Raw genomic sequence first — 20,427 nt, forward strand, 5'->3', positions numbered from 1 at the left:
GCGTCCAACCTCCAATCAAATGACAGATTCTTCTCGTTGAGTCATGGCCCCGGCCGTGTGCGCGCGGAAAGCCTGTGCAACACGCGGCTCGTGAAAGTTGTGCGGCCCGATCTCGCCGATCGACCGGACGCCGGTCAGCGCCATCGTCACGTCGAGTTCGTTCCGCACAATCTCGAGCATGCGCGCGACGCCGGGTTCGCCCATCGCGCCGAGGGCATACATGAAGGCTCGGCCGACCATCGTGCCCTTCGCGCCCAGCGCGAGCGCCTTCATCACATCCTGGCCGGTGCGGATGCCGCCATCGACCCACACTTCAGTGGCGTCGCCCACGGCATCCACCACGGCGGGCAAGGCCTCGACCGTCGACGGCGCGCCGTCGAGCTGCCGTCCGCCATGATTGCTGACGACGATGGCATCGGCGCCCAGCGAAGCCGCCATGCGCGCATCCTCGGCGCACATGATGCCCTTGAGCACCAGCTTGCCGGGCCAGAGACTGCGGATATGCGCGATGTCGTTCCAGTCGAGGCTCGGATCGAATTGCGATGCGACCCACTTGCTGATCGCGATCACATCGTCACCGCCCTTGATGAAGCCGGCGAGATTGCCGAAGTTGCGTCTGCCCGAAGCGGCGCGCATCACCCAGCCCGGCTTGCGCAGAAAATCAAGCAGGTTCGCCGCCGTCAGGCGAGGCGGCACGGTCATGCCGTTCTTGAGATCCTTGTGACGCTGCCCGTTGATCTGCAAATCGAGCGTGACCACCAGCGCCGAACAACCGGCGGCCTTCGCGCGCTCGATCAACGACTGGTTGAAGCCACGGTCGCGCATGACGTAGAGCTGAAACCAGAACGGCGCCTTCGTATGAGCCGCAACGTCCTCGATCGAACAGATGCTCACGGTCGAGAGCGTGAACGGCACGCCGAAGCGCTCGGCCGCGCGCGCACCCAGGATCTCGCCGTTGGCCCATTGCATGCCCGTCAGTCCGGTCGGTGCGATGGCCACGGGCATTGCGACCCGCTGTCCGAGCATCGTGCTTGCGGTGCTGCGCCCTTCCACGTTCACGCCCACGCGTTGCTTGAGCGTCAGCCGGGCGAACGCGCGACCGTTCTCGCGATAAGTCGATTCGGTGTACGAGCCACTATCGACGTAATCGTAGAACGCCTTGGGCACCCGCTTTTTCGCCATGAGGCGAAGGTCTTCGACACACGTTACTGTTTGCATTGAAGCTCGAACTCCGACAGAAGATCTTTTCAAACGACACGCAACGCCGGCATGGCGAGCGAATCAGGAAAGCGCGCCGACGGCCGTTTCCCCGACGTCTTCCGATACCGCGACTGGCCGGTGCACGAGCAGCAGATACGCCACCGCCGAGAGCAGCGCGATGACCGCGCTCACGATCAGCGAGGCGACGAACGAATGCGTCCGGTCCACGACGATGCCGGTGACGATCGGCGCGGCCGAGCCGGCCAGGAAGCCGCCGAAGTTCTGGATGCCGCCGAGCGAGGCCACCGCCTGACGCGGCGCGGCGATCGAGATCAGCGACCACGCGCCGCCCGATGCCAGATTGATGAAGAACATGGCGCCCGAGATGTAGATCACGGCGAGCGTGGTGGACGGCGTCAGCGCCGCCGGAACGGTGAACGCCGCCGCGCCCACGAGACCGATGCAGATCGGCCACTTGCGGCTCGTGATCGCCTGCAGGCCTCTGCGGTACAGGCGGTCTGCCGTGAAGCCGCTGCTCAGCATGCCGAGCGTGCCGAAGACATAGGGAATCGAGACGACCCAGCCCGCCTTCGCGATGCTCAGGCCGCGTTCGTGTTCGAGATACGCCGGCAGCCATGTGAGGTAGAGCCACACGGTATAGATGACGCCCATGAAGCCGAAGAAGATGCCCCACGTCGTCTTCTGCCGGAACAGGCTGCGCCATTGCGCGCCGCTGAGCGGCTTGCTGTTTTCGTCTTCCTGCGAGTCCTGGTTCAGATAGGCCGTCTCCTCCGCCGCGAGCTTCACTTCGTCGCGATTGCGATAGGCGACATACCAGCCGATCGCCACGATGACGCCGAACACGCCCGTCGCGAAGAACATGTTGCGCCAGCCGAGCGCGAGCATCATGGCGGTGAGGATCGGCGGCGCGATCGCCGGGCCCACGGTCGTCGACGCGACGAAGATGCCGGACGGCGTGCCGCGGTCGCGCACCGCGAACCACTCGCCGATGACCTTCGCGCCGGCCGGAAACTGCGGCGCCTCGCCGATGCCGAGACACACGCGCGCCAGGAAGAACTGCTGGATATTGCCGACGAGCCCGCAGCAGGCCTGCGCGACCGACCACAGGATCATGCCCCAGCCCAGCATCACCCGCGCGCCGAAACGGTCGAGCATCGCGCCGACCGGTAGTTGCGCGAACGCATAGGCGAGCGAGAAGGCCGACAGCAGCAGGCCCATCTGCGACGCGCTCAGGCCCATCTCGCCGCGAATCACGCTATTCGCAATGGAGAGCGCGCTGCGATCCAGATAGTTGATGCTGCCGGCGAGGGTCAGAAAGAAGATCGAAATGCGCTGGATCCGTACGATCCGTTTGCTCTTGTTCATGCGGTGTCTCCGTCCGTGTCATGCGCGGACGCCTCGTTGGCCGGGCGTCCGTCTCTTCGTCAATACGACGCTTCCAGCAAGCCGAGATAATCCGCTTCCGATGCTTCGCGCGGATTGGTCTTGTGACTGTGATCCTTGAGCGCGCCCGACACGATGCGCGGAAACATCTCGCGCGTGACGCCCAGCGCCCGAAGGCCGGTCGGCAAGCCGAGGCGTGCCGTCATGTCGCGCAGCGCCGACGAAATCTCCGTGTCCTGACGCAACTGCATGGCGCTCGCCATGCGCTCCATCTTTTCTTCGTCGCGCATGGACGGAGCGCTTCGGTTGAACTCCACGACCGCCGGCAGAAAGATGGCGTTGAGCGTGCCGTGATGCAGTCGCGGGTCGATTCCGCCGAGCGAATGGCTCAGGCTATGGACGCAGCCCAGTCCCTTCTGGAAAGCGAGTGCGCCTTCCATCGAAGCCATCATCATGTTTTCCCGCGCGGTTTGGTCGGTCGGCTCTTTCGTGGCCCGTTCGATATGCGCCCAGGCGCGGCGCAAGCCGTCCAGCGCGATGCCGTCGGCCGGCGGATTGCGCATCGGCGACATGAAGGTTTCCAGACAGTGCGCGATCGCATCCATGCCGGTGGCGGCGGTGAGTTGCGGCGGCAGGCCGACCGTCAGGCCGGGATCGCAGATCGCGACCTTCGGCACGACATGCGGCGAGATCACGCCCACCTTGCGGCCGTCGTCCAGGATCAGGATGGCGCCGCGTCCGACTTCGCTGCCGGTGCCCGCCGTGGTCGGCACCGCGATCACCGGCGCGGTTTTCGCGGTGATCCGGCTCGCGCCGCCCTCGATGACGGCGAAGCTCTGGAGCGGGCCTTCGTGCGTCGCGCAGACGGCCACGCCCTTTGCAAGATCGATCGACGAGCCGCCGCCCACTGCGATGATGCCGTCGCATTCCGCTTGCCTGTACAGCGCGACCGCTTCGCGCACCGCGGCTTCGTTGGGATTCGGCGGGGTGGCGTCGTAGATCATTTCGCCGTCGGCGCGCTCCAGCACCTTCAGCACCGTGTCGAGAATGCCCGCGGCACGAATGCCCCGGTCCGTGACGATCAGCGGCCGTCGGATCGAAAGGCGTTCGCATTCGCTCTTCAGCAGGTTCACCGCGCCGAAGTCGAACTGGATCTGCGTAACGTAGTTGATGAGAGACATGATGATGACCTTCCGTTATAGTTTCCGATACTCGACGCGCTGTCGGTTTGCGCTGCCCATCTTCCGGAAATGATCGAGGCGCGCTGTTTTCATGCGTGCTTTCGGCGAAGTATAGAGAGCGGCGCATCGGAGCAAAATTGAGAAGCTCTCATGCTGATATAACTCCCGCTCAAGTCTCATGACACCCAACGTGAATTCGATCGCCTCGCGCCTCCACGTCAGGCAACTCAGGTTGCTTGTTGCGCTGGGCGATCATGGTTCGCTTCTGAAAGCGGCCAATCAAGTCGGCTTGACGCAACCGGGCGCGAGCAAGGCGCTTCAGGAAATCGAAACCACCTTTGGTACAGCGCTGTTCACGCGCACGCGGCGCGGGCTCGAAGCGAATGACGCGGGCCATTGCGCGATCCGGTATGCGCGGCTGATCTACACCGATCTGTCGCACATGCGGGAAGAGATCGCGGGCATCCTGCGGGGACATGGCGGACGTGTCGCGGTCGGCGTCATCATGGGCGCCGTGCCTTTGCTGACCCGGGCCGTGTCCGCGCTGATCGCGCGGCAGCCTGAGATGTCTGTCGAGATCATCGAGGACGCCAGCGAGACGCTGTTGAGTCTCATCGATGCGGGACGGCTGGACCTGGCTATCTGCCGGACCTCGGTCAGCCAGCATCCGGAGATGTACGAGAGCATCAAGCTGCAGGATGAAACGCTCGCGGTCGTGGCGAACGTGCAGCATCCGTTACGCAAGGCGAAGAAAGTGACGCTCAAGGATCTGGCCGCGTACCGTTGGGTGGTCTATCGCGCGAACATGCCCATGCGCGTGCTGCTGGAGCGCGAATTTCAGCAAGCCGCGATTCGCTTTCCGTCGAGCCTGCTGGAGACGACGTCGGCCTTCGCGACGCTGAGCCTGCTTCAGGACAATCCTTCGTTCGTGGCGCTGGTGTCCATCGACGTGGCTCAGTTCTTCGTCAGGCACGAAGCCACGCGCATTTTGCCGCTGTCGTTCACCTCGCGCAGCGAGCCGTATGAGCTCGTGACCACGCGAGGCGCGCCGCTGTCGCCCGGGGCGCGGCTGTTGCGAAACGAACTGGCGGCGGAGAAGGAGGTGTTGGGGGGTTAGAAGCGCTGCCGCGAAAGGATGCGGTGGAGTGCGGTTGCCGCGGCAGTTCGAGTTTCAGCGCTTTCTCCCTCTTCGAACCCACCTCGGCGCGTGATTGCCCGCGGGTATACGCCCATATGACCCACCCACGCTTCCCTTTACTGTATCGATACACTAAATCGATACAGTCGCGCCACGCCTATCGTGTCGCGCTGCCTATTTCCGCCCGCGCCCAGAGCGGCATCCAGGAGACAACACCATGCAATTCGGTTCAGGCATTTCCCGCCGACGGTTCCTTCAGACGACCTCGGCGGCAACGCTCGCGGCGGCGGGCGCGGGCTTCCCCGCGATCGTGCGCGCGCAGCCCGCGGCCACGTTGCGGCTGTCGTCATCGATGCCGCCGAACGAAAACGCCGCCCACTACGTCTGGTATCAGAACCTCGCCGCGAACCTGAAGGCGAGCGTCGGCGATCAGATTCGCATCGACTATTTCCCGAACAACCAGCTCGGCAAGGAAAGCGACGTCGTCCAGCAGGTGAAAGTCGGCGCGGTCGACATGATGGTGACGGGCTCGTCGATCTGGGCAACCGCGCTGCCCGAGCTCGGCATGCTCGATCTCGGGTATGTGTTCGACAACTTCGATCACGTCGGCCGCGCGATGGACGGCACCGTCGGCAAATCGTTCGATACGCTGCTGCAACAGCGCGCGGGCTGCTCGGTGCTCACGTGGGGCTATTCCTTCGGCGCGCGCAACGTGTTCACCAAGAAGCCCACGCAGTCGCTCGCCGATATCAAAGGCGTGAAGCTGCGCGTGCTGCCCACACCCGCCTTCATGGAAACCTTCAAGCTGATGGGCGCGGTGCCCACGCCGATTCCCATCGGCGAGCTGTATATGGCCGCGCAGACCGGTGTCGTCGATGGCTTCGAACACGATTGCGCAACGGTCCTCGCAAGCAAGTACGACGAAGTCGTGAAGTCGTGCTGGCAGACGCAGCACGTGTTCAGCCCGCTCGTCGTCGTGACGGGCCGCCGCGCGCTCGCGAAGATTCCGGAAAACCTGCGTCCCGCGTTTCAGAAAGCGGCGCAGGACGCGACCGCGAAGCAGCGCGCCGCCGCCATTCAGACCGCCGCCGCCGCCGAGCAGGAACTGAAGAAGAAAGGCATGACCTTCTACCCGATGTCGAAGGCCGATCGCGACACCGCACGCGCTGAAATGCAGTCGCAGCTGTATGCGAGTTTCGCGAAGCAGTATCCGGCGACCGCGCCGCTGTTCGCCGCCATCGCCGCCGCGCGCGCTTGAGCGCACCAACGACGTCAAAGAGGCCGACACCATGACCACCTTCTCCGCGACGCCCGGACCCGAGGCGCAACTCGCCGCGCCCGGCTTCGGCCATGAGACCGTGCTCGCGCGCGGCCTCGCGCGCCTCATGCACTGGATCGAATACTTCTGCGCGGCCGTGCTCGCGGTCGATGTGATCGTGGTGTTCCTTTCGGTGATCTACCGCTATTTCTTGCACGATCCGTTCGACTGGGCCGAGGAAGTCGCCGGCGCGCTGATGATCGTGCTCGTGTTCTTCGGCGCGGCCACCGTGCTCGGACGCAGCCAGCACGTCGGCGTCGACCTGTTTCGCGGCATGTTGCCGAGGCGCTGGCAACCCGCGCTCGTGCACGTCGGACATTGGGTGATCGCGGGCGTCGCGGGCAATCTGTGCGTGTCGTCGTGTCTGCTGCTCGTCGATTCCTACGGCCAGATGACGCCGAGCGGCCTGCCCGCGTGGATCAACGTCTATCCGCTCGTGATCGGCAGCGTCTTCATGACGGTCTTCGCGCTCGCCAACGCGCTGAACGGTGCGCGCAAGACCGTGCTCGGCACCCTCGCCGGCTGCGTGCTGCTCGCGGCAGCCGTGTTCGCGTGGAACGCATTCGTGCCCGCCCACGCGCTCAAGCCCGGCTTTCTGCTGATGGCCGGTTTCATCGGCGGACTCGTGCTCGGCGTGCCGATCGGCTTCGTGCTCGCGTTCTCGGCCCTGCTCTACTTCCTCGCCGAACCGACCCTGCCGATGCTCGTCTACTCGCAGCAAGTGATGGCCGGCACCGACCACTTCGTGCTGCTCGCGATTCCGTTCTTCGTGCTGGCGGGCTTGCTGATGGAAACCAACGGCATGTCGTCGCGCCTGATCGAATTGCTGCTGCGCATCTTCGGGCGCGTGCGCGGCGGACTCGGCCTCATCACGATCATGGCGACGGCGTTCTTCTCGGGCGTATCCGGCTCCAAGCTCGCGGATATCGCGGCGGTCGGCGGCGTCGTCATGCCTGCCGTGCGCCAGAGCAAGGAAGATCCGAACGAAGCGGCGGCGCTTCTCGCGTGCAGCGCCGTGATGGCGGAGACCATTCCCCCATGCGTGAACATGATCATCATGGGCTTTGTCGCCAACATTTCGATCGCGGGTCTGTTTCTCGCGGGCGTCGTTCCGGCGGCGGTGTTGGCGGTGGCGCTCGCGATCATCGCGGTGATCTGCGGCCGGCGCATCAATCTCGCCGATGCGCTCACGAACCCGCGCAAGTGGCTGCCGCTCGCCGGCGGCGCGCTGGTCGCGCTCGTCATGATCACGATGATCGGCAAAGGCGTGACCTCGGGCATCGCGACATCGACGGAAGTGTCGGCTTTCGCCGTCGTGTATGCGTTGATCGTCGGCTGGATCGCGTTTCGCGAGCTCACGCCGAAGTCGGTGGCGCGCGTGTTCGTGCGCTCCGCGTCGATGGCGAGCAGCATTCTGTTCATCGTGGCGGCGGCTTCGAGCGTGTCTTTCGCGCTGACCATCGAGCAGATTCCCGCGCTCGTGTCCGATTCGATGATCGCTTTCGCGCATCAATACGGCCCGACGATGTTCCTGCTGCTGTCCGTGCTCATCATGATCGTGTTCGGCGCGGTGCTGGAAGGCGCGCCCGCGCTCATCATCTTCGGGCCGCTGCTCACGCCGATCGCGACGCAGCTCGGCATCAACCCGCTGCACTTCGGCACGGTGATCGTCGTCGCAATGGGCCTCGGTCTCTTCTCGCCGCCGGTCGGGCTCGGGCTCTTCGCGACCTGCGCCATCACCGGCACGGAAATGAAAGCCGTCGCGCGTCCTATGCTCAAATATCTGCTGGTGCTGTTCATCGCACTGGTTGCGCTGATTCTGGTGCCGTCGTTTTCGTTGTGGTTGCCGACCCGGCTCGGCCTGTAGCCGGCAGATGTCAAACCTTATGAGCACCATTCAGGATGTCGCCCGCGAGGCCGGTGTGTCCGTAAGCACGGTATCCAACGTGCTGAACGGCCGCACCGACCAGATGCGCCAGGAAACGCTCGCACGCGTGCAGGCCGCGATGAACGCGCTGCAATACCGTCCGAGCACGCTTGCGCGTCAGTTGAAGACAGGGCAGGCGCCGATCATCGGACTGCTGGTGCCATCGATCGCCAATCCGATGTACGGCTATATCGCGCGCGAAGTGGAAACGTATGCGCAGGAGCGCTACGGCTATCGCGTGATGATCGGCAACACCTATCGCGATCCGGCGAAGGAAGCGTCGTTCTTCGAGGACTTGCTCTCGCAAGGCGTGCGGCGCGTGATCGTGATCTCGTCGCTCGCGAACGAGCGGCATCTGGAAACCGCCGTCGAGCGCGGCATGGTCGTCGTGAGCTACGACCGGCGCGCGACCGAAGGCGAAGCGACGCGCGTCGAGCACGTCACGCCCGACAACTTCGAAGCGGCGCGCATCGCGACGCGGCATCTCATCGAACATGGCCATACGCGGCTCGCCTTCGCCACGCTGACCGGCGTGACGATGAGCCGGCGCGACAAGATCAACGGCTTTCTTTCCGCCGCAAACGATGCAGGTCTCGCGCAGACGGCGCGCGTGCTCGATAGCGGCCCGGTGAACGAATACGGCGATTCGATGATCGCCGAAAACGGCCGCGCGCTCGCGCGTCTGCTCGCGCAGGACGATGCGCGCCCGACCGGCATCGTCGCCGTCAACGATCTGATGGCGCTCGGCCTGATGGCGGGTTTGCGCGAGTGCGGCTTGCGCGTGCCGGAAGACGTGTCGATCGTCGGCATGGACGGACATTTTCTGGCGGCGATCTCGAATCCCGCGCTCACGACCGTGCAGCTTCCCGTGCCCGCCATGGCAGCCGCGATGGTCGAGCGCGCGATGCGTCCACACGACGAACCCATGCCGGCATCGGAGCAGGCGCTGTTCACGGATATCACGCTGGTGGAGCGCGAGTCGGTCGCCGCGCCCGCGAAACGAATCAGGACGAGGACATGAACAAGGTATTCGTGAGTCATCCCCGGCACATGCTGGATCATTACTTCGGCGCACGCGCTTCGGCTGCGCTCGCGGCGTTCGCGGACGTCGCGTACAACACTGAAGATCGCGAGCTGACGACCGCCGAACTCGCCGATGCCGCGCACGATGCCGATGTCATCATCGCGTACCGGCAAACGCCCGCGCCGCGCGCCTTGTTCGAGGCGCTGCCGAAGCTCGCCGCGTTCGTGCGCTGCGCGGTGGATATTCGCACCGTCGATGTCGATGCCGCCAGCGAGGTCGGCGTGCTCGTCACGCAGGCGAGCGCGGGCTTCGTGCCGTCCGTGTCGGAGTGGGTGATCGGCGCCATGCTCGATCTCGCGCGCGGCACGACCGCGTATGCGGAGGCTTATCATCGCCACGAAGCGCCCGCGCCGATGATGGGCCGCGAGTTGCGCGGCAGCACGTTCGGTGTGATCGGCTATGGACAGATTTCGCGCTATCTTTGCGATCTGGCGCTGGCATTCGGCATGCGCGTCGTCGTGTCCGATCCTTACGCGACGATCGACGATACGCGGCTTCATCAAACCGGCTTCGATGACTTGCTCGCGCAGTCGGACTTCGTCGTGTGCCTCGCGCCGGCCAATGCGCAGACGGCGAATCTGATGAACGCGCGCGCCTTCGCCGCGATGAAGTGCGGCGCGTACTTCATCAACGCCGCGCGCGGTGAACTCGTCGATGATGACGCGCTGCTCGATGCGCTCGAGCGCGGCCATCTCGCGGGATGCGCGCTCGATGTCGGACGCGCGGCCGATCAGATGCCCGCGCCGGTGCTCGCGGCGCATCCGCGCGTGATCGCGGCGCCGCATGTCGGCGGGCTGACGCCGGGCGCGATCGAGCATCAATCGATGGAAACGGTCGCACAAACGCAAGCGCTGTTCGAAGGCCGCGTGCCCGCGGGCGCGGTGAACGCGGCGCAAGCGTTCCGTCTCGCCGGTTTCGATGTGCAGGAGCACGCGCGATGAAACTCGAAGGCGCTTGCGACTGCCACATTCACGTCTACGAAGCAGGCTATCCGCTCGCCAAGACCGCTACGTTCGCGCCGCCGCCCGCGCCCGCATCGGCGTATCGGGACGTGCAGCGCACGCTGGGCTTTTCGCGCGCGATCGTCGTGCAGCCGACCGGGTATGGCTTCGACAATCGCTGCACGCTCGCGGCCATCGCGCAACTGGGCGACGGCGCGCGCGGCATCGCGGTGGTCCCGCCGGATATCGGCGATGACGAACTGCAGCGTCTGCACGATGCGGGCATTCGCGGCGTGCGCTTCATGATGCTGCCGGGCGGCGTGCTGCCGTGGGACGCACTCGCGGACATCTCGGCGCGCATTGCACCGCTCGGCTGGAACATCAACCTTCAGCTCGACGGCCACACGCTGCCGCAGCACGAAGCGATGCTCGCGCGTTTGCCGTCGAATCTCGTCATCGATCATCTCGGCAAGTTCCTTGCGCCGGTCACATCGCAAAGCGATGAATTCGCGTCGCTGTGCCGCCTGCTCGACCGACCGCGTTGCTGGATCAAGCTGTCCGCGCCGTATGAAAGCTCGCGCACCGGCGCGCCCGATTTCGACGACGTGTCCTGGCTCGTGCGCGCGATATCGGCGCGTTTTCCCGAGCGCGGCGTGTGGGCGTCGAACTGGCCGCATCCGAACGTCAAGCCCGTTCCGGACGACGCGCGCATGTTCGACTGGACGATGCGGCTCGTGGAAAGCGACGCGGTTCGCCGCAAGATACTCGTCGACAATCCCGCTGAGTTGTATCGGTTCTAGCGACCGCTATGCGACCCCGCTGACGTAACTGATCTCGCGTTTCTCGGACGTCAGCACGCGAATGGGCGTGCCCGCGATCCATGCGCGAATGTTTTCGACAGACTCGCCGTAGTAGATGCGATAAGAGTCATCGGTGACATAACCGATGTGCGATGTCGCGATCACGTTATCCATCGATCGGAACGGATGATCGGCGGGCAACGGCTCCTGATCGAAAACATCGAGCGCGGCGCCCGCGATTCGTTTCGCGGTCAACGCAGCGATCAGCGCGCGTTCGCTGACGATCGGTCCGCGTGCCGTGTTCACGAGCAGCGCGTGCGATTGCATCGTCGCGAGCTCCTTCTCGCCGATGAGATCGCGCGTGCGCTCCGATAGCCGCACATGAATCGAAACGATATCGCTCGATGCGAGCAATTCTTCCTTCGACACGTAGCGCGCGCCGAATTTCGCGGCGGACTCCTGCGTCATGTTCTGACTCCATGCGATGGCGTGCATCCCGAAAGCCTGCGCGACTCGCGCGGTCGCGCCGCCGGTATAGCCGAGTCCTATCAGTCCGATGGTCTTGCCGTGCAGATCGCCGCCCACCGACACCTGCCAGCCTCCCCTTCTGAACGATGCCACTTCGCTCGGGATGTGCCGCGTCGCGGCGAGAATGAGCGCCCATGCAAGCTCGGCGGCGGCCGTCGGCGACGATGCCGTGCCGCATACGGCAATGCCGAGTTCATCGGCGGCTTCGATATCGATGGCTGCATTCCACGGCCCCGTGCTTGCCAGCAATTTCAGATTCGGCAATCGCGAAAGCACGCTGCGCGTGAACCATGTGCGCTCGCGCATCACGCAAAGAATGTCGTAGGGTCGAAGACGTTCGACCAGTTCGTTCTCGTCGCGGATAGGGTCCGTGAAAACGGTAATGTCCGCGTGTTCGCGCAAGCTGTTCCACTCGCCGAAGCGAAGCGCGGTGTTCTGGAAGTCATCGAGAATGGCGATGTTATGCATAGGGTTCACTCTGTTCCTGCCGTCAGCGCGGCGCGCGCCTGCGTTTCGGTATGACGTTTGAAGCCGAGCAGCATCACGAGAATGCCCGCGACGAGTATCGCCGTCATCACGTAGAGGCCGCTGACGAGCGTTCCCGTCGCGGTCTTCAGCCATCCGATGACGAAGGGACTGCAAAAGCCGCTCAACAAGCCGATGCAATTGACGAACGCGATGCTCGTCGCCGCCGCCGGCGATCCGTTCAGATAATCCGCTGCGAGCGACCAGATCAGCACGTTGGTCGCGAAGATGCCGACGCAGGCCACCGTCAGCAACGCAACGGTCAACGCGGGCGAGTTGGTCGGATGCGAAACCATCAACAACGCGGCAGCGCCGATGAAACCCGAGATCGCCGCATGCCAACGGCGTTCGAGCATGCGATCCGAGCTTCGGCTTATCGTGACCATCCCGATCGCGCCCATTCCGTACGGTATGACGGAAAGCCATCCGAGCAGCGAAAGATTCGTAATGCCCGAGTCTTTCATGACGGTCGGAAGCCAGAACGTCACTGAATACGTGCCGCAAACGAAGGCAAAATCGATGAACGCGAGCATATAGACTTTCGGATCCGCGAGCGCCTCGGCGAGCTTCGCGTGACCGTGTTGCCCTGCCCTTCGCTTTCGTTCCATCTCGACATCGAAACCTTGGCGAAGCACGCCCTTCTCCGCTTCGGTGAGCCATTTCGCTTTGTCGATGTTGTCGTCCAGCAGCATCAGCGTGACGAGACCGAGCACGACCGCCGGCAATGCCTCGACGATATAAAGCCATTGCCATCCGGCGAGATGGGCGACGTTCGCGAGGCTCGTCATCGCCCAACCGGAGACCGGACCGCCGACAAGACCCGCGACCGGAAATCCGACCATGAAGCAAGCGATGATGACACCGCGCCGTCTCTCCGGAAACCACGAGCTCAGATAGAAGATGACGCCGGGAAAGAAGCCCGCTTCGAACACGCCGAGCAGCAGACGCACGATATAAAACTGCGTGACGTTCGTGACGAACGCGGAGCATGCCCCGACGATGCCCCAGCAGATCATGATGCGCGCGATGGTCTTCTTCGCGCCCATGCGCCGGAGCAGCATCGCGCTCGGCACTTCGAGCAGACAGTATGAGAGAAAGAAGATGCCTGCGCCTAGGCCGTACACGCTGTCGCTGAAACCGAGCGCGTCCTGCATCTGCAACTTCGCAAAGCCGACATTGATGCGATCCAGAAACGCGACGACGTAGCACACGAAAAGCAAGGGCACGATGCGCAGCGTGACGCGCCAGTAGAGCGCCCGCTCATGCGCGAGTGCGGTGGAAGGAACTTGCGAAGAATCGGCTGACGCCGGATCGGATTCCACAACGGACGGGTTCACTCGCGCTCTCCATGATTGACGGCGTGGGCCACGATTCGAGCAATGGAGCCAGTCTAAGAAACATCGATAGACGCGGATAGTGAAAAGATCAGATCAGGTGAGACGCGCGGGTTATATCGGTGATAACCAGTAAGCAGCGGTGATAGTTGCATGCGTAACCGGTTGCGTGGCCGCGCTATCTCTGAGACGATTTGTGCATTCGTGCACATCGATCAGGAGACCGACTTGAAGAGCAGTCCACGGAACGACACGCAGTTCAACTTCGTCCTGATTCACGGCGCATGGCATGGCGGCTGGGTCTGGCGCTTCGTCGCGGATGAACTGATCGCGCGTGGTCATCGCGTCGTCGCGCCGACCATGACCGGACTCGGCGAGCGCCATCATCTGATTGGGTCGGTCACGTCGCTCGATGTGAACATCGAGGATATCGTCAACGTCATCGAGGCGGAGGAATTGAACGGCGTCGTGCTGGTCGGCCATAGTTATGGCGGACTCGTCGCGTCGGGCGTCGCCGATCGCATCGCGCACACGCTGCGCACCATCGTCTTCCTCGACAGCCTGCTCGCGCAAAGCGGCCAGTCCGCGTTCGATGTGCTGCCCGCAAGCGTCGTCGATGAGCGCATGGCATCGGTCGGCGCAAGCGGCCAGGCAATCGCGATGCCCGTCAACGGACTGAAAGGCACCGGCATTCCGGATGATCATCCGCTTGCCGAGTGGGTTTACCGGCGGCTCACGCCCCATCCGCTCGCGACCTACACCACGCCGCTTCAACTCCAATCGCCGCTCGGCAATGGCCTGCCCTGCACTTACGTGCACTGCGCGAATCCTTCATACGACACGCTCGCGCCGGTGCGCGAGCATGTCAAATCGCAATGCCCGGATTGGGGCTGGGAGCGCATCGACACCGGCCATGACGCGATGGTGCTCGCGCCCGGCCTGCTCGCCGATCTGCTGGAACGGCTCGCGGCGGCATCCTGAGCCGCTGACTGAAGTTACGCGGCGACGGCCTCGCGAGCGACGAAGGTCGCGGGTAGTCCCGCGCGGGCGATCGCGCCCGTGAACGGCTCGCCCGGCAACCATGCGGCGATCGTCTCGCGTATCGCCAGCAGCTTGTTTATGTCGATGCCCGTGCGCAAGCCCTGCGCTTCGAGCATGAACACCGTGTCCTCGGTACTGATGTTGCCCGTCGCGTTGGGCGCGAACGGACAGCCGCCGAGCCCGCCGAGCGATGCATCGAAAGCACGCACGCCTGCATCGAGCGCAGCCATGACATTGGCGAGGCCCAGCCCGCGCGTATCGTGGAAGTGACAGGCGACGGGCACCGCTCCCGCAAGCGACATGACCTGCCGCATCAGCGCGCGCACTTGCGCGGGATTCGCATAGCCGACCGTATCGGCGATGGTGATCTCCTGCGCGCCCGCATCGATGAGCGTCTCGACGAGTCCGAGCACCGTGCGTTCTTCGACCTTGCCCGCGATCGTGCAGCCGAACGCGGTCGCCACGCCCGCGCCGAGCACGACATCGCGATTCAGTTCGTCACGCGCCGCCGCGATGCGCTCGAAGTCCGCGACCGATTCCGCCGTGCTGCGCCGCACGTTCTTCAGGTTGTGCTCGTTGCTCGCGGAGAGCACGTAATGCACCTTGTTCAGCCCCACATCGAATGCACGTTGCGCGCCTTTCAGATTCGGCACCAGTGCCGCTGCATGAAGACCGTCGATGGCAAGCGCGCCTGCCGCGACCTCGACCGCATCCGCGAATTGCGGCACGACTTTCGGCGGCACGAACGACGTCACTTCGATATCGACCACGCCCGCATCGACCATGCGCGCGCACCATTCGAGCTTTTGCCCGCTCGTGAGGAGCGTTCGCACCATCTGCAAGCCATCGCGCAAGCCCACTTCGCGAATCTGCACGTCTCTTTCTTTCATGTCTGCTCCGGTTTCAGATGGTCGCGTCCGCGACGGCATCGCTGCCTTCATCCGTATGTCCTGCGCCGCTTGCGACCGCCGATGTCGACGGCGCAAGCACCACGGCTGCAATTGCGCCGAGCACCATCAGAAGCGCGATCGCGCCGAGTCCGCCCGCCATGCTGTTCGTCATCGTCTTGATCGAGCCGATGATCATCGGGCTCACGAAGCCGCCGAGCAGGCCGACGCAGTTGATCACCGCGACGCCGCCCGCCGCGCCGCTGCCGCGAATGTAATCGGTCGAGATCGCCCATATCAGCGGATTCGGCGCGAGGATGCCGGCGGTGGCCACCGACAACGCCGCGAGCGACAGCGCAAGGTTGCCCGTCGTGAACGCCGCGACGACGAGACCGGCCGCGCCGAACACCATCGCGATCGCGCAGTGCCAGCGCCGCTCCATCGTGCGATCCGAATGACGGTTCAGCGCGATGAGCGCGATCCAGCTCACGAAGTACGGGATCGCCGAATAGCAGCCGATCTGCAACGCGCCCGACACACCCGCGCTCTTGATGAGCGTCGGCAGCCAGAAGCCGATCGCGAATACGCCGGCGATCTGCGTGAACCACACGAAGCCCATCACGTAGACGCGAAAGTCCTTCAGCGCGCGGCCGAACGTATGCTCCGCGTGCTTCGTCGAGACGCTCGAACTCTTGCGGATGTCGTCGAGCACGATCGCCTTTTCGTTCTCGGTGAGCCACTTCGCCTGCTGCGGGCCGTCATCGAGAAAGAAGAACGCGATCACGCCGAGCACGCTCGCGGGCAAGCCTTGCACGATGAACATCCACTGCCAGCCGTGCAGGCCGCCATAGCCGTCGAAGTATGTCATCAGCGCGCCCGACAGCGGCCCGCCGAACAGGCCCGCGATGCCCGTCGCGCAAGTGAAGATGGCGATGACCTTCGCGCGCCGCTCGACCGGATACCAGCGCGTGAGATAGAAGATCACACCGGGATAAAGCCCCGCTTCCGCGAGCCCGAGAAAGAAGCGCACGGTATAGAGATGCGATGGCAGCGTGACGAACGCCGTGCCCGCCGCGATCAAGCCCCACAGAATCATGATGCGCGAGAACGTGCGCTTCACGCCGATACGCGCGAGCAGCAGATTGCTCGGCACTTCCATCAGCACGTAGCCGAGAAAGAAGATGCCCGCGCCGATGCTGTAAGTGAGATCGCTGAAGCCCACGTCGTGCTTCATGTCGAGTTGCGCGATGCCGATGTTGATGCGATCGAGAAACGCAAACACATAGCACAGGAACAAAAAGGGGATGAGCCTGCGCGTGATCTTGCCGTAGGTCGCTTCGGCCTTGGGTCTGTCGAAGCTGCCGATGTCGGGTGTCATGTCTGTCTCCTCCGGTGAGTCCGGGTTTTGATCTAGCGGCCTTTGAATCGCGGCGCGCGCTTCTCGTTGTAAGCGCTGATGCCTTCGAGACGATCCTCGGTCGGAATCAGCCGGTTATACGCTTCGATTTCCAGATAGAGCCCGGTGCGCAGATCGCCCTGCATGCCGAGGTCGATCGCCTTCTTCGCCTGCGCGACCGAAAGCGGCGCGCTCGTGCAGATGTCGCGCGCGGCGTCGATGGCGTCGGCGAGCACGCGCCCCGGCTCGCACAGCCGGTTGACTACGCCCCACGCGAGCGCTTCCTGCGCCGTGAACTTGCCGCCGCGCAGGATCAGCTCTTTCGCGCGCCGCACGCCGATCGCGCGCGGCAGTTGCTGCGTGCCGCCGCCGCCCGGCATGATGCCGCGCTTCACTTCGGTGAAGCCGAACGTCGCGTGGCTGACGGCATAAGCGAAGTCGCACGCGAGCAGCAGTTCGAGTCCGCCCGCGACCGCCGCGCCGTTGGCCGCGCAGATGACCGGCACCGGGCAATACGTGAGCGCGCGGTTCATGCGCTCGAACAGATAGTGCTGCACGCCGAACTGCTCGTCGGTCATGCCTTCGCGCTGCTTGAGGTCCGCGCCGCCGCAGAACGCGCGTTCGCCCGCGCCCGTCAGGATCACGCAGCGATACAGCGCGGGGTTCGCTTCGAGCGCACCGAATACGCGGATGATCTCGTCGCCCATCGTCGTGCTGATCGCGTTCGAGACTTCCGGACGATTCAGCTTGACGATGAGAATCTGTTCGTCGATTTCTTCGAGCGTCAGCGTGTCGAGCGCGCCGACCAGTTGCGATGCAAGTTTCACGATGTCTCCAGTGTTTTCTTCGCCAGCAGATGATTGTGTTCGCCGAGTTTCGGCGTGACGCCGGTGCGCGCAGGCCGCACGCCGCCGAATGAAATCGGCACGCCGACGACCGTCGCCGCGCCGTCGTCGGTGATGCGCAGCAGATCGAGCGCCTTGGTCTGCTCGTGTTCGACGACCTGATCGATGGTCTGAATCGGTCCGCACGGAATGCCCGCCGTATCGAGCGCTTCCAGCCAGTGCGCGGTGCCCCGCTTGCGGAACTCGATATGCAGCAAGTCGATCAGCGCGACGCGATTGGTCACGCGCGCGCCGTTGGTGACGAAGCGCGCGTCGTCGGCGAGCGCGGCGATATCGAGCACGTCGCATAAGCGGCGGAACAGGCGGTCGTTGCCCGCGGCGACCATGATGGTGCCGTCCGCGCATTCGAAGGCCTGATGCGGCACGATCGCGGCCGTCCCCGATCCCCAGCGTCCCGGCAGCACGCCCGACGCGAGATAGTCGGCGATCTGGATGCCCGCCCAACTGATCGCCGTCTCGTACAGCGACACGGACACGATCTCGCCCGCGCCCGTCGTCTGGCGCCGGAAGAGCGCGGCGAGCACGCCGATCGCGGCCCAGAGTCCGGTGCCCATGTCGTTCACCGAAACCGGAATGCGCGACAGCGGCTCGCCCGGCTGACCGAGAAAGCTCATCAGGCCCGAAAGCGCCTGCACGAGCGGATCGTAGCCGGGCTTGTCGCGCAGCGGCCCGGCCGTGCCGAACGCGCCGAGATTGCAATAGACGAGCGACGGCTTCATGCGCAGCATCGCCTCGCCGCCGAGACCGTATTTCTCCGTGCCGCCCGCCTTCAGGTTTTGCAGCACGACATCGGCGCGTTGCGAGAGCAGCTCGCGCAACGCCTGTGCTTCGTCCGGATTCGACAGCGACATCGCGATGCTTTTTTTGCCGTGATTCACCGCATGAAACAACGCGGCCGCGCCGTCGACGAAAGGCGGGCCCCAATCGCGCGCGTAGTCGCCGTGTTCCGCGCTTTCGATCTTGATGACGTCCGCGCCGAGCGACCCGAGGATCATGCCCGCATACGGCGCGGCGAGACTGTGGCCGATCTCGATCACGCACACGCCCGCGAGCGGCAAAGGCTGGTTCATGGCTTCGCTCGCGCTCATTCGGCGGTGACTTCGAGCGGTGCGTCGATGGTTTCGCGCGTGCGGCCGTAGACTTGCGCGGCGGCATCGGCGCTGATGTAGCCATCGGCGACATCGGCATCGACGCGCTTCTCATCGCGTTCGCGCGGATCGCCATAGCCGCCGCTGCCCGCGGGCTGCACGGTCACGCGATCGCCGCGATACACGACCGTCTGTCCGCCCTTCGCCGCGACCTCCTGCGTGCTGCCGTCCGCGCGTTCGACGACGCACAGAAAGCGCGTGCCGGCCTGCCCGCCGAAGTGACCTTCGGGCGCGGAACGTCCGCGTTCGCCGGACACGGTGAAGGTGGCTTCGTCGTATTCCACGCGATACACGCGCCGCGATGTCAGCCCGCCGCGCTGGCGGCCCGCGCCGCCGCTGTCGGTGACGAGCGACCATTCCTCGACCATCAGCGGCGAAGTCGCTTCGATCATTTCGATCGACTGACTGCCCGCGTTGCCCACGTAGACGCGCACGCCGCTCACGCCGTCCTTCTGCGCGCGCGCGCCCATGCCGCCCGCGTGGACGTCGTGCATGGTGACGAACTCCTGACCGGTTCGGGCGATGCGCGCGGCATCGGTATCGCGTCCGCTGAAAATGCCCGCGCACGACGCGCAGTTGCTTTGTCCGGTGATGCGCTCCGGCACTGCGGGCGCAAGCGCCTTGAGCAGCAGATCGATCACGCGCGGCGAGGTCTCCGTGTTGCCCGACACCACCGACGCCGGATAGCGGCAGTTCAGCACGCTGCCCTCGGGCGCGATGATCGTCACCGGCCGATAGCAGCCCTGGTTGGTCGGAATACCCGGATCGGTCAGCGCTTTCACGGTGAACCAGGTGCTGTTGCACGTCACCGAAAGCGGACAGTTGATGCCGCCGCGCGCCTGCGGCCCGGTGCCGGTGTAATCGAACGTGATGTGATCGCCCGTCTTCGTGATCTTCACCTTGAGCAACGGCCGCTCCTGTTTCCAGCCCGGCGCCTCGATCGGATCGAGATACTCCTGCGCTTCGTACACGCCGTCCGGAATGCGTGCGATCTCCGCGCGAATGAGCTTCTCCGAGTGATCGAGACTCTGGCTCATCACGTCGCGCAATGCATCGGCGCCATACTTCGCCACCAGTTCGCCGATGCGCCGGTCGCCGACGAACGTGCCCGCGTATTGCGCCTGAATGTCGAGCAGCAGTTCGTGCGCGTTGCGGCTGTTTCGCGTGAGCAGGTTGAGCATGTCCTGCACCGGCTCGTCGTTACGATACAGAAACACCGGCGGAATGCGGATGCCTTCGGCGAACACGTCCCACGTCGTGACGGTATAGCTGCCCGGCGACTGTCCGCCGATGTCGGTCCAGTGGCCGCGCGTCATCACGAAGGCGACGATCCTGCCGCCCGCGAAAACGGGCCGCGTGAACTGCACGTCCGGCTGATGATTGCCGCCGCCCACATAGGCGTCGTTGCTGACGATGACGTCGCCGGGACGCAGGTTCTCGCGCCCGACCGCTTCCACCGACACGCGCGTCGAGATGACGGCCGAGCCGAGCATCGTCGGGATGTCGTTGCCTTGCGCGACGAGCTGCATGTCGGCGTCGAAAATGGCCGCCGACGAATCGCCGCTCGCGTGCATGAGCGGGCTGCCGGCGGTGCGCATCATCGCGATCTTCATTTCACGGGCGATCGCGAAGAGACTGCTGCGGATGATTTCGTAAGTAACGATGTCCAT

17 protein-coding genes are annotated in these 20,427 nt (G+C 64.5%); 7 read left to right on the top strand and 10 right to left on the bottom strand.

All coding sequences use genetic code 11. From position 1 onward, the window contains the following. Window positions 1-15: 15 nt before the first annotated feature. The 3 genes from NCS02_RS26515 to gbd all read right to left on the bottom strand — a co-directional run bounded on the left by NCS02_RS26515 (window position 16) and on the right by gbd (window position 3,785). A complete protein-coding gene (locus tag NCS02_RS26515; protein WP_250520074.1) occupies window positions 16-1,218 on the bottom strand; it encodes an alpha-hydroxy acid oxidase in 1,203 nt (400 codons plus the stop codon). A 63-nt stretch (window positions 1,219-1,281) separates the two neighbouring features. Continuing rightward, a complete protein-coding gene (locus tag NCS02_RS26520; RefSeq protein WP_250523357.1) occupies window positions 1,282-2,586 on the bottom strand; it encodes an MFS transporter in 1,305 nt (434 codons plus the stop codon). Window positions 2,587-2,645: 59 nt separating this feature from the next. Next, entirely contained in the window at window positions 2,646-3,785 is a 1,140-nt protein-coding gene (gbd, locus tag NCS02_RS26525) for a 4-hydroxybutyrate dehydrogenase (RefSeq protein WP_008346832.1), read from the bottom strand. Between the two features lie 178 nt (window positions 3,786-3,963). Here gbd and NCS02_RS26530 point away from each other — a divergent pair, with 178 nt between their 5' ends. From NCS02_RS26530 to NCS02_RS26555, 6 genes are all read left to right on the top strand, one after another. Further along, entirely contained in the window at window positions 3,964-4,902 is a 939-nt protein-coding gene (locus NCS02_RS26530; RefSeq protein WP_250520075.1) for a LysR family transcriptional regulator, read from the top strand. Window positions 4,903-5,140: 238 nt separating this feature from the next. After that, on the top strand, window positions 5,141-6,181 hold the full coding sequence (locus NCS02_RS26535) for a TRAP transporter substrate-binding protein (RefSeq protein WP_250520076.1): 1,041 nt from the start codon (window positions 5,141-5,143) through the stop codon (window positions 6,179-6,181). Between the two features lie 31 nt (window positions 6,182-6,212). Then, window positions 6,213-8,108, top strand: coding sequence for a TRAP transporter large permease (locus NCS02_RS26540; RefSeq protein WP_250520077.1), 1,896 nt, complete (start codon window positions 6,213-6,215; stop codon window positions 8,106-8,108). 19 nt (window positions 8,109-8,127) lie between these two features. Further along, window positions 8,128-9,189, top strand: a complete 1,062-nt coding sequence (locus NCS02_RS26545) for a LacI family DNA-binding transcriptional regulator (RefSeq protein ID WP_250520078.1) — start codon at window positions 8,128-8,130, stop codon at window positions 9,187-9,189. Continuing rightward, on the top strand, window positions 9,186-10,193 hold the full coding sequence (locus tag NCS02_RS26550) for a hydroxyacid dehydrogenase (protein ID WP_250520079.1): 1,008 nt from the start codon (window positions 9,186-9,188) through the stop codon (window positions 10,191-10,193). Before NCS02_RS26545 ends, NCS02_RS26550 begins: the two co-directional genes overlap by 4 nt. Continuing rightward, on the top strand, window positions 10,190-10,993 hold the full coding sequence (locus NCS02_RS26555) for an amidohydrolase family protein (protein ID WP_250520080.1): 804 nt from the start codon (window positions 10,190-10,192) through the stop codon (window positions 10,991-10,993). Before NCS02_RS26550 ends, NCS02_RS26555 begins: the two co-directional genes overlap by 4 nt. 6 nt (window positions 10,994-10,999) lie before the next feature. On the opposite strand, the gene NCS02_RS26560 is transcribed toward NCS02_RS26555, so the two are convergent. Both NCS02_RS26560 and NCS02_RS26565 read right to left on the bottom strand, forming a co-directional pair. Further along, window positions 11,000-11,989: a D-2-hydroxyacid dehydrogenase family protein gene (locus NCS02_RS26560; protein WP_250520081.1), complete on the bottom strand. Its 990-nt coding sequence runs from the start codon at window positions 11,987-11,989 to the stop codon at window positions 11,000-11,002. Between the two features lie 5 nt (window positions 11,990-11,994). After that, window positions 11,995-13,383 (bottom strand): MFS transporter, encoded by a 1,389-nt coding sequence (locus tag NCS02_RS26565; RefSeq protein ID WP_008346849.1) that lies wholly within the window; start codon window positions 13,381-13,383, stop codon window positions 11,995-11,997. 225 nt (window positions 13,384-13,608) lie between these two features. On the opposite strand from NCS02_RS26565, the gene NCS02_RS26570 reads away from it, so the two are divergent. Then, window positions 13,609-14,361, top strand: coding sequence for an alpha/beta fold hydrolase (locus NCS02_RS26570; RefSeq protein WP_250520082.1), 753 nt, complete (start codon window positions 13,609-13,611; stop codon window positions 14,359-14,361). 14 nt (window positions 14,362-14,375) lie between these two features. On the opposite strand, the gene NCS02_RS26575 is transcribed toward NCS02_RS26570, so the two are convergent. The 5 genes from NCS02_RS26575 to NCS02_RS26595 are packed head-to-tail and all read right to left on the bottom strand — an operon-like array spanning window position 14,376 to window position 20,427. Continuing rightward, window positions 14,376-15,311: a hydroxymethylglutaryl-CoA lyase gene (locus tag NCS02_RS26575; protein ID WP_250520083.1), complete on the bottom strand. Its 936-nt coding sequence runs from the start codon at window positions 15,309-15,311 to the stop codon at window positions 14,376-14,378. A gap of 13 nt (window positions 15,312-15,324) precedes the next feature. Next, on the bottom strand, window positions 15,325-16,686 hold the full coding sequence (locus tag NCS02_RS26580; protein ID WP_008346855.1) for an MFS transporter: 1,362 nt from the start codon (window positions 16,684-16,686) through the stop codon (window positions 15,325-15,327). Window positions 16,687-16,718: 32 nt separating this feature from the next. After that, complete coding sequence (locus tag NCS02_RS26585) at window positions 16,719-17,531, bottom strand: enoyl-CoA hydratase-related protein (RefSeq protein WP_008346858.1); 813 nt, start codon at window positions 17,529-17,531, stop codon at window positions 16,719-16,721. Further along, a complete protein-coding gene (locus NCS02_RS26590) occupies window positions 17,528-18,697 on the bottom strand; it encodes a CaiB/BaiF CoA transferase family protein (RefSeq protein ID WP_250520084.1) in 1,170 nt (389 codons plus the stop codon). The genes NCS02_RS26585 and NCS02_RS26590 overlap by 4 nt, the downstream gene beginning before the upstream one ends. Next, window positions 18,694-20,427 carry a hydantoinase B/oxoprolinase family protein gene (locus NCS02_RS26595; RefSeq protein ID WP_175981530.1) on the bottom strand — a complete coding sequence of 578 codons (1,734 nt, stop codon included), beginning with the start codon at window positions 20,425-20,427 and terminating at the stop codon, window positions 18,694-18,696. The genes NCS02_RS26590 and NCS02_RS26595 overlap by 4 nt, the downstream gene beginning before the upstream one ends.

Origin of the sequence: Caballeronia sp. NCF2, assembly GCF_023631205.1 — a bacterium.
GTDB classification, from domain to species: domain Bacteria; phylum Pseudomonadota; class Gammaproteobacteria; order Burkholderiales; family Burkholderiaceae; genus Caballeronia; species Caballeronia zhejiangensis.

What these genes read in the sequence shown, in the direction of transcription:
- NCS02_RS26515 (WP_250520074.1), bottom strand. Translation starts at nt 1,218, where the DNA reads ATGCAAACAGTAACGTGTGTCGAAGACCTTCGCCTCATGGCGAAAAAG.
- NCS02_RS26520 (WP_250523357.1), bottom strand. Translation starts at nt 2,586, where the DNA reads ATGAACAAGAGCAAACGGATCGTACGGATCCAGCGCATTTCGATCTTC.
- gbd (WP_008346832.1), bottom strand. Translation starts at nt 3,785, where the DNA reads ATGTCTCTCATCAACTACGTTACGCAGATCCAGTTCGACTTCGGCGCG.
- NCS02_RS26530 (WP_250520075.1), top strand. Translation starts at nt 3,964, where the DNA reads ATGACACCCAACGTGAATTCGATCGCCTCGCGCCTCCACGTCAGGCAA.
- NCS02_RS26535 (WP_250520076.1), top strand. Translation starts at nt 5,141, where the DNA reads ATGCAATTCGGTTCAGGCATTTCCCGCCGACGGTTCCTTCAGACGACC.
- NCS02_RS26540 (WP_250520077.1), top strand. Translation starts at nt 6,213, where the DNA reads ATGACCACCTTCTCCGCGACGCCCGGACCCGAGGCGCAACTCGCCGCG.
- NCS02_RS26545 (WP_250520078.1), top strand. Translation starts at nt 8,128, where the DNA reads ATGAGCACCATTCAGGATGTCGCCCGCGAGGCCGGTGTGTCCGTAAGC.
- NCS02_RS26550 (WP_250520079.1), top strand. Translation starts at nt 9,186, where the DNA reads ATGAACAAGGTATTCGTGAGTCATCCCCGGCACATGCTGGATCATTAC.
- NCS02_RS26555 (WP_250520080.1), top strand. Translation starts at nt 10,190, where the DNA reads ATGAAACTCGAAGGCGCTTGCGACTGCCACATTCACGTCTACGAAGCA.
- NCS02_RS26560 (WP_250520081.1), bottom strand. Translation starts at nt 11,989, where the DNA reads ATGCATAACATCGCCATTCTCGATGACTTCCAGAACACCGCGCTTCGC.
- NCS02_RS26575 (WP_250520083.1), bottom strand. Translation starts at nt 15,311, where the DNA reads ATGAAAGAAAGAGACGTGCAGATTCGCGAAGTGGGCTTGCGCGATGGC.
- NCS02_RS26580 (WP_008346855.1), bottom strand. Translation starts at nt 16,686, where the DNA reads ATGACACCCGACATCGGCAGCTTCGACAGACCCAAGGCCGAAGCGACC.
- NCS02_RS26590 (WP_250520084.1), bottom strand. Translation starts at nt 18,697, where the DNA reads ATGAGCGCGAGCGAAGCCATGAACCAGCCTTTGCCGCTCGCGGGCGTG.
- NCS02_RS26595 (WP_175981530.1), bottom strand. Translation starts at nt 20,427, where the DNA reads ATGGACATCGTTACTTACGAAATCATCCGCAGCAGTCTCTTCGCGATC.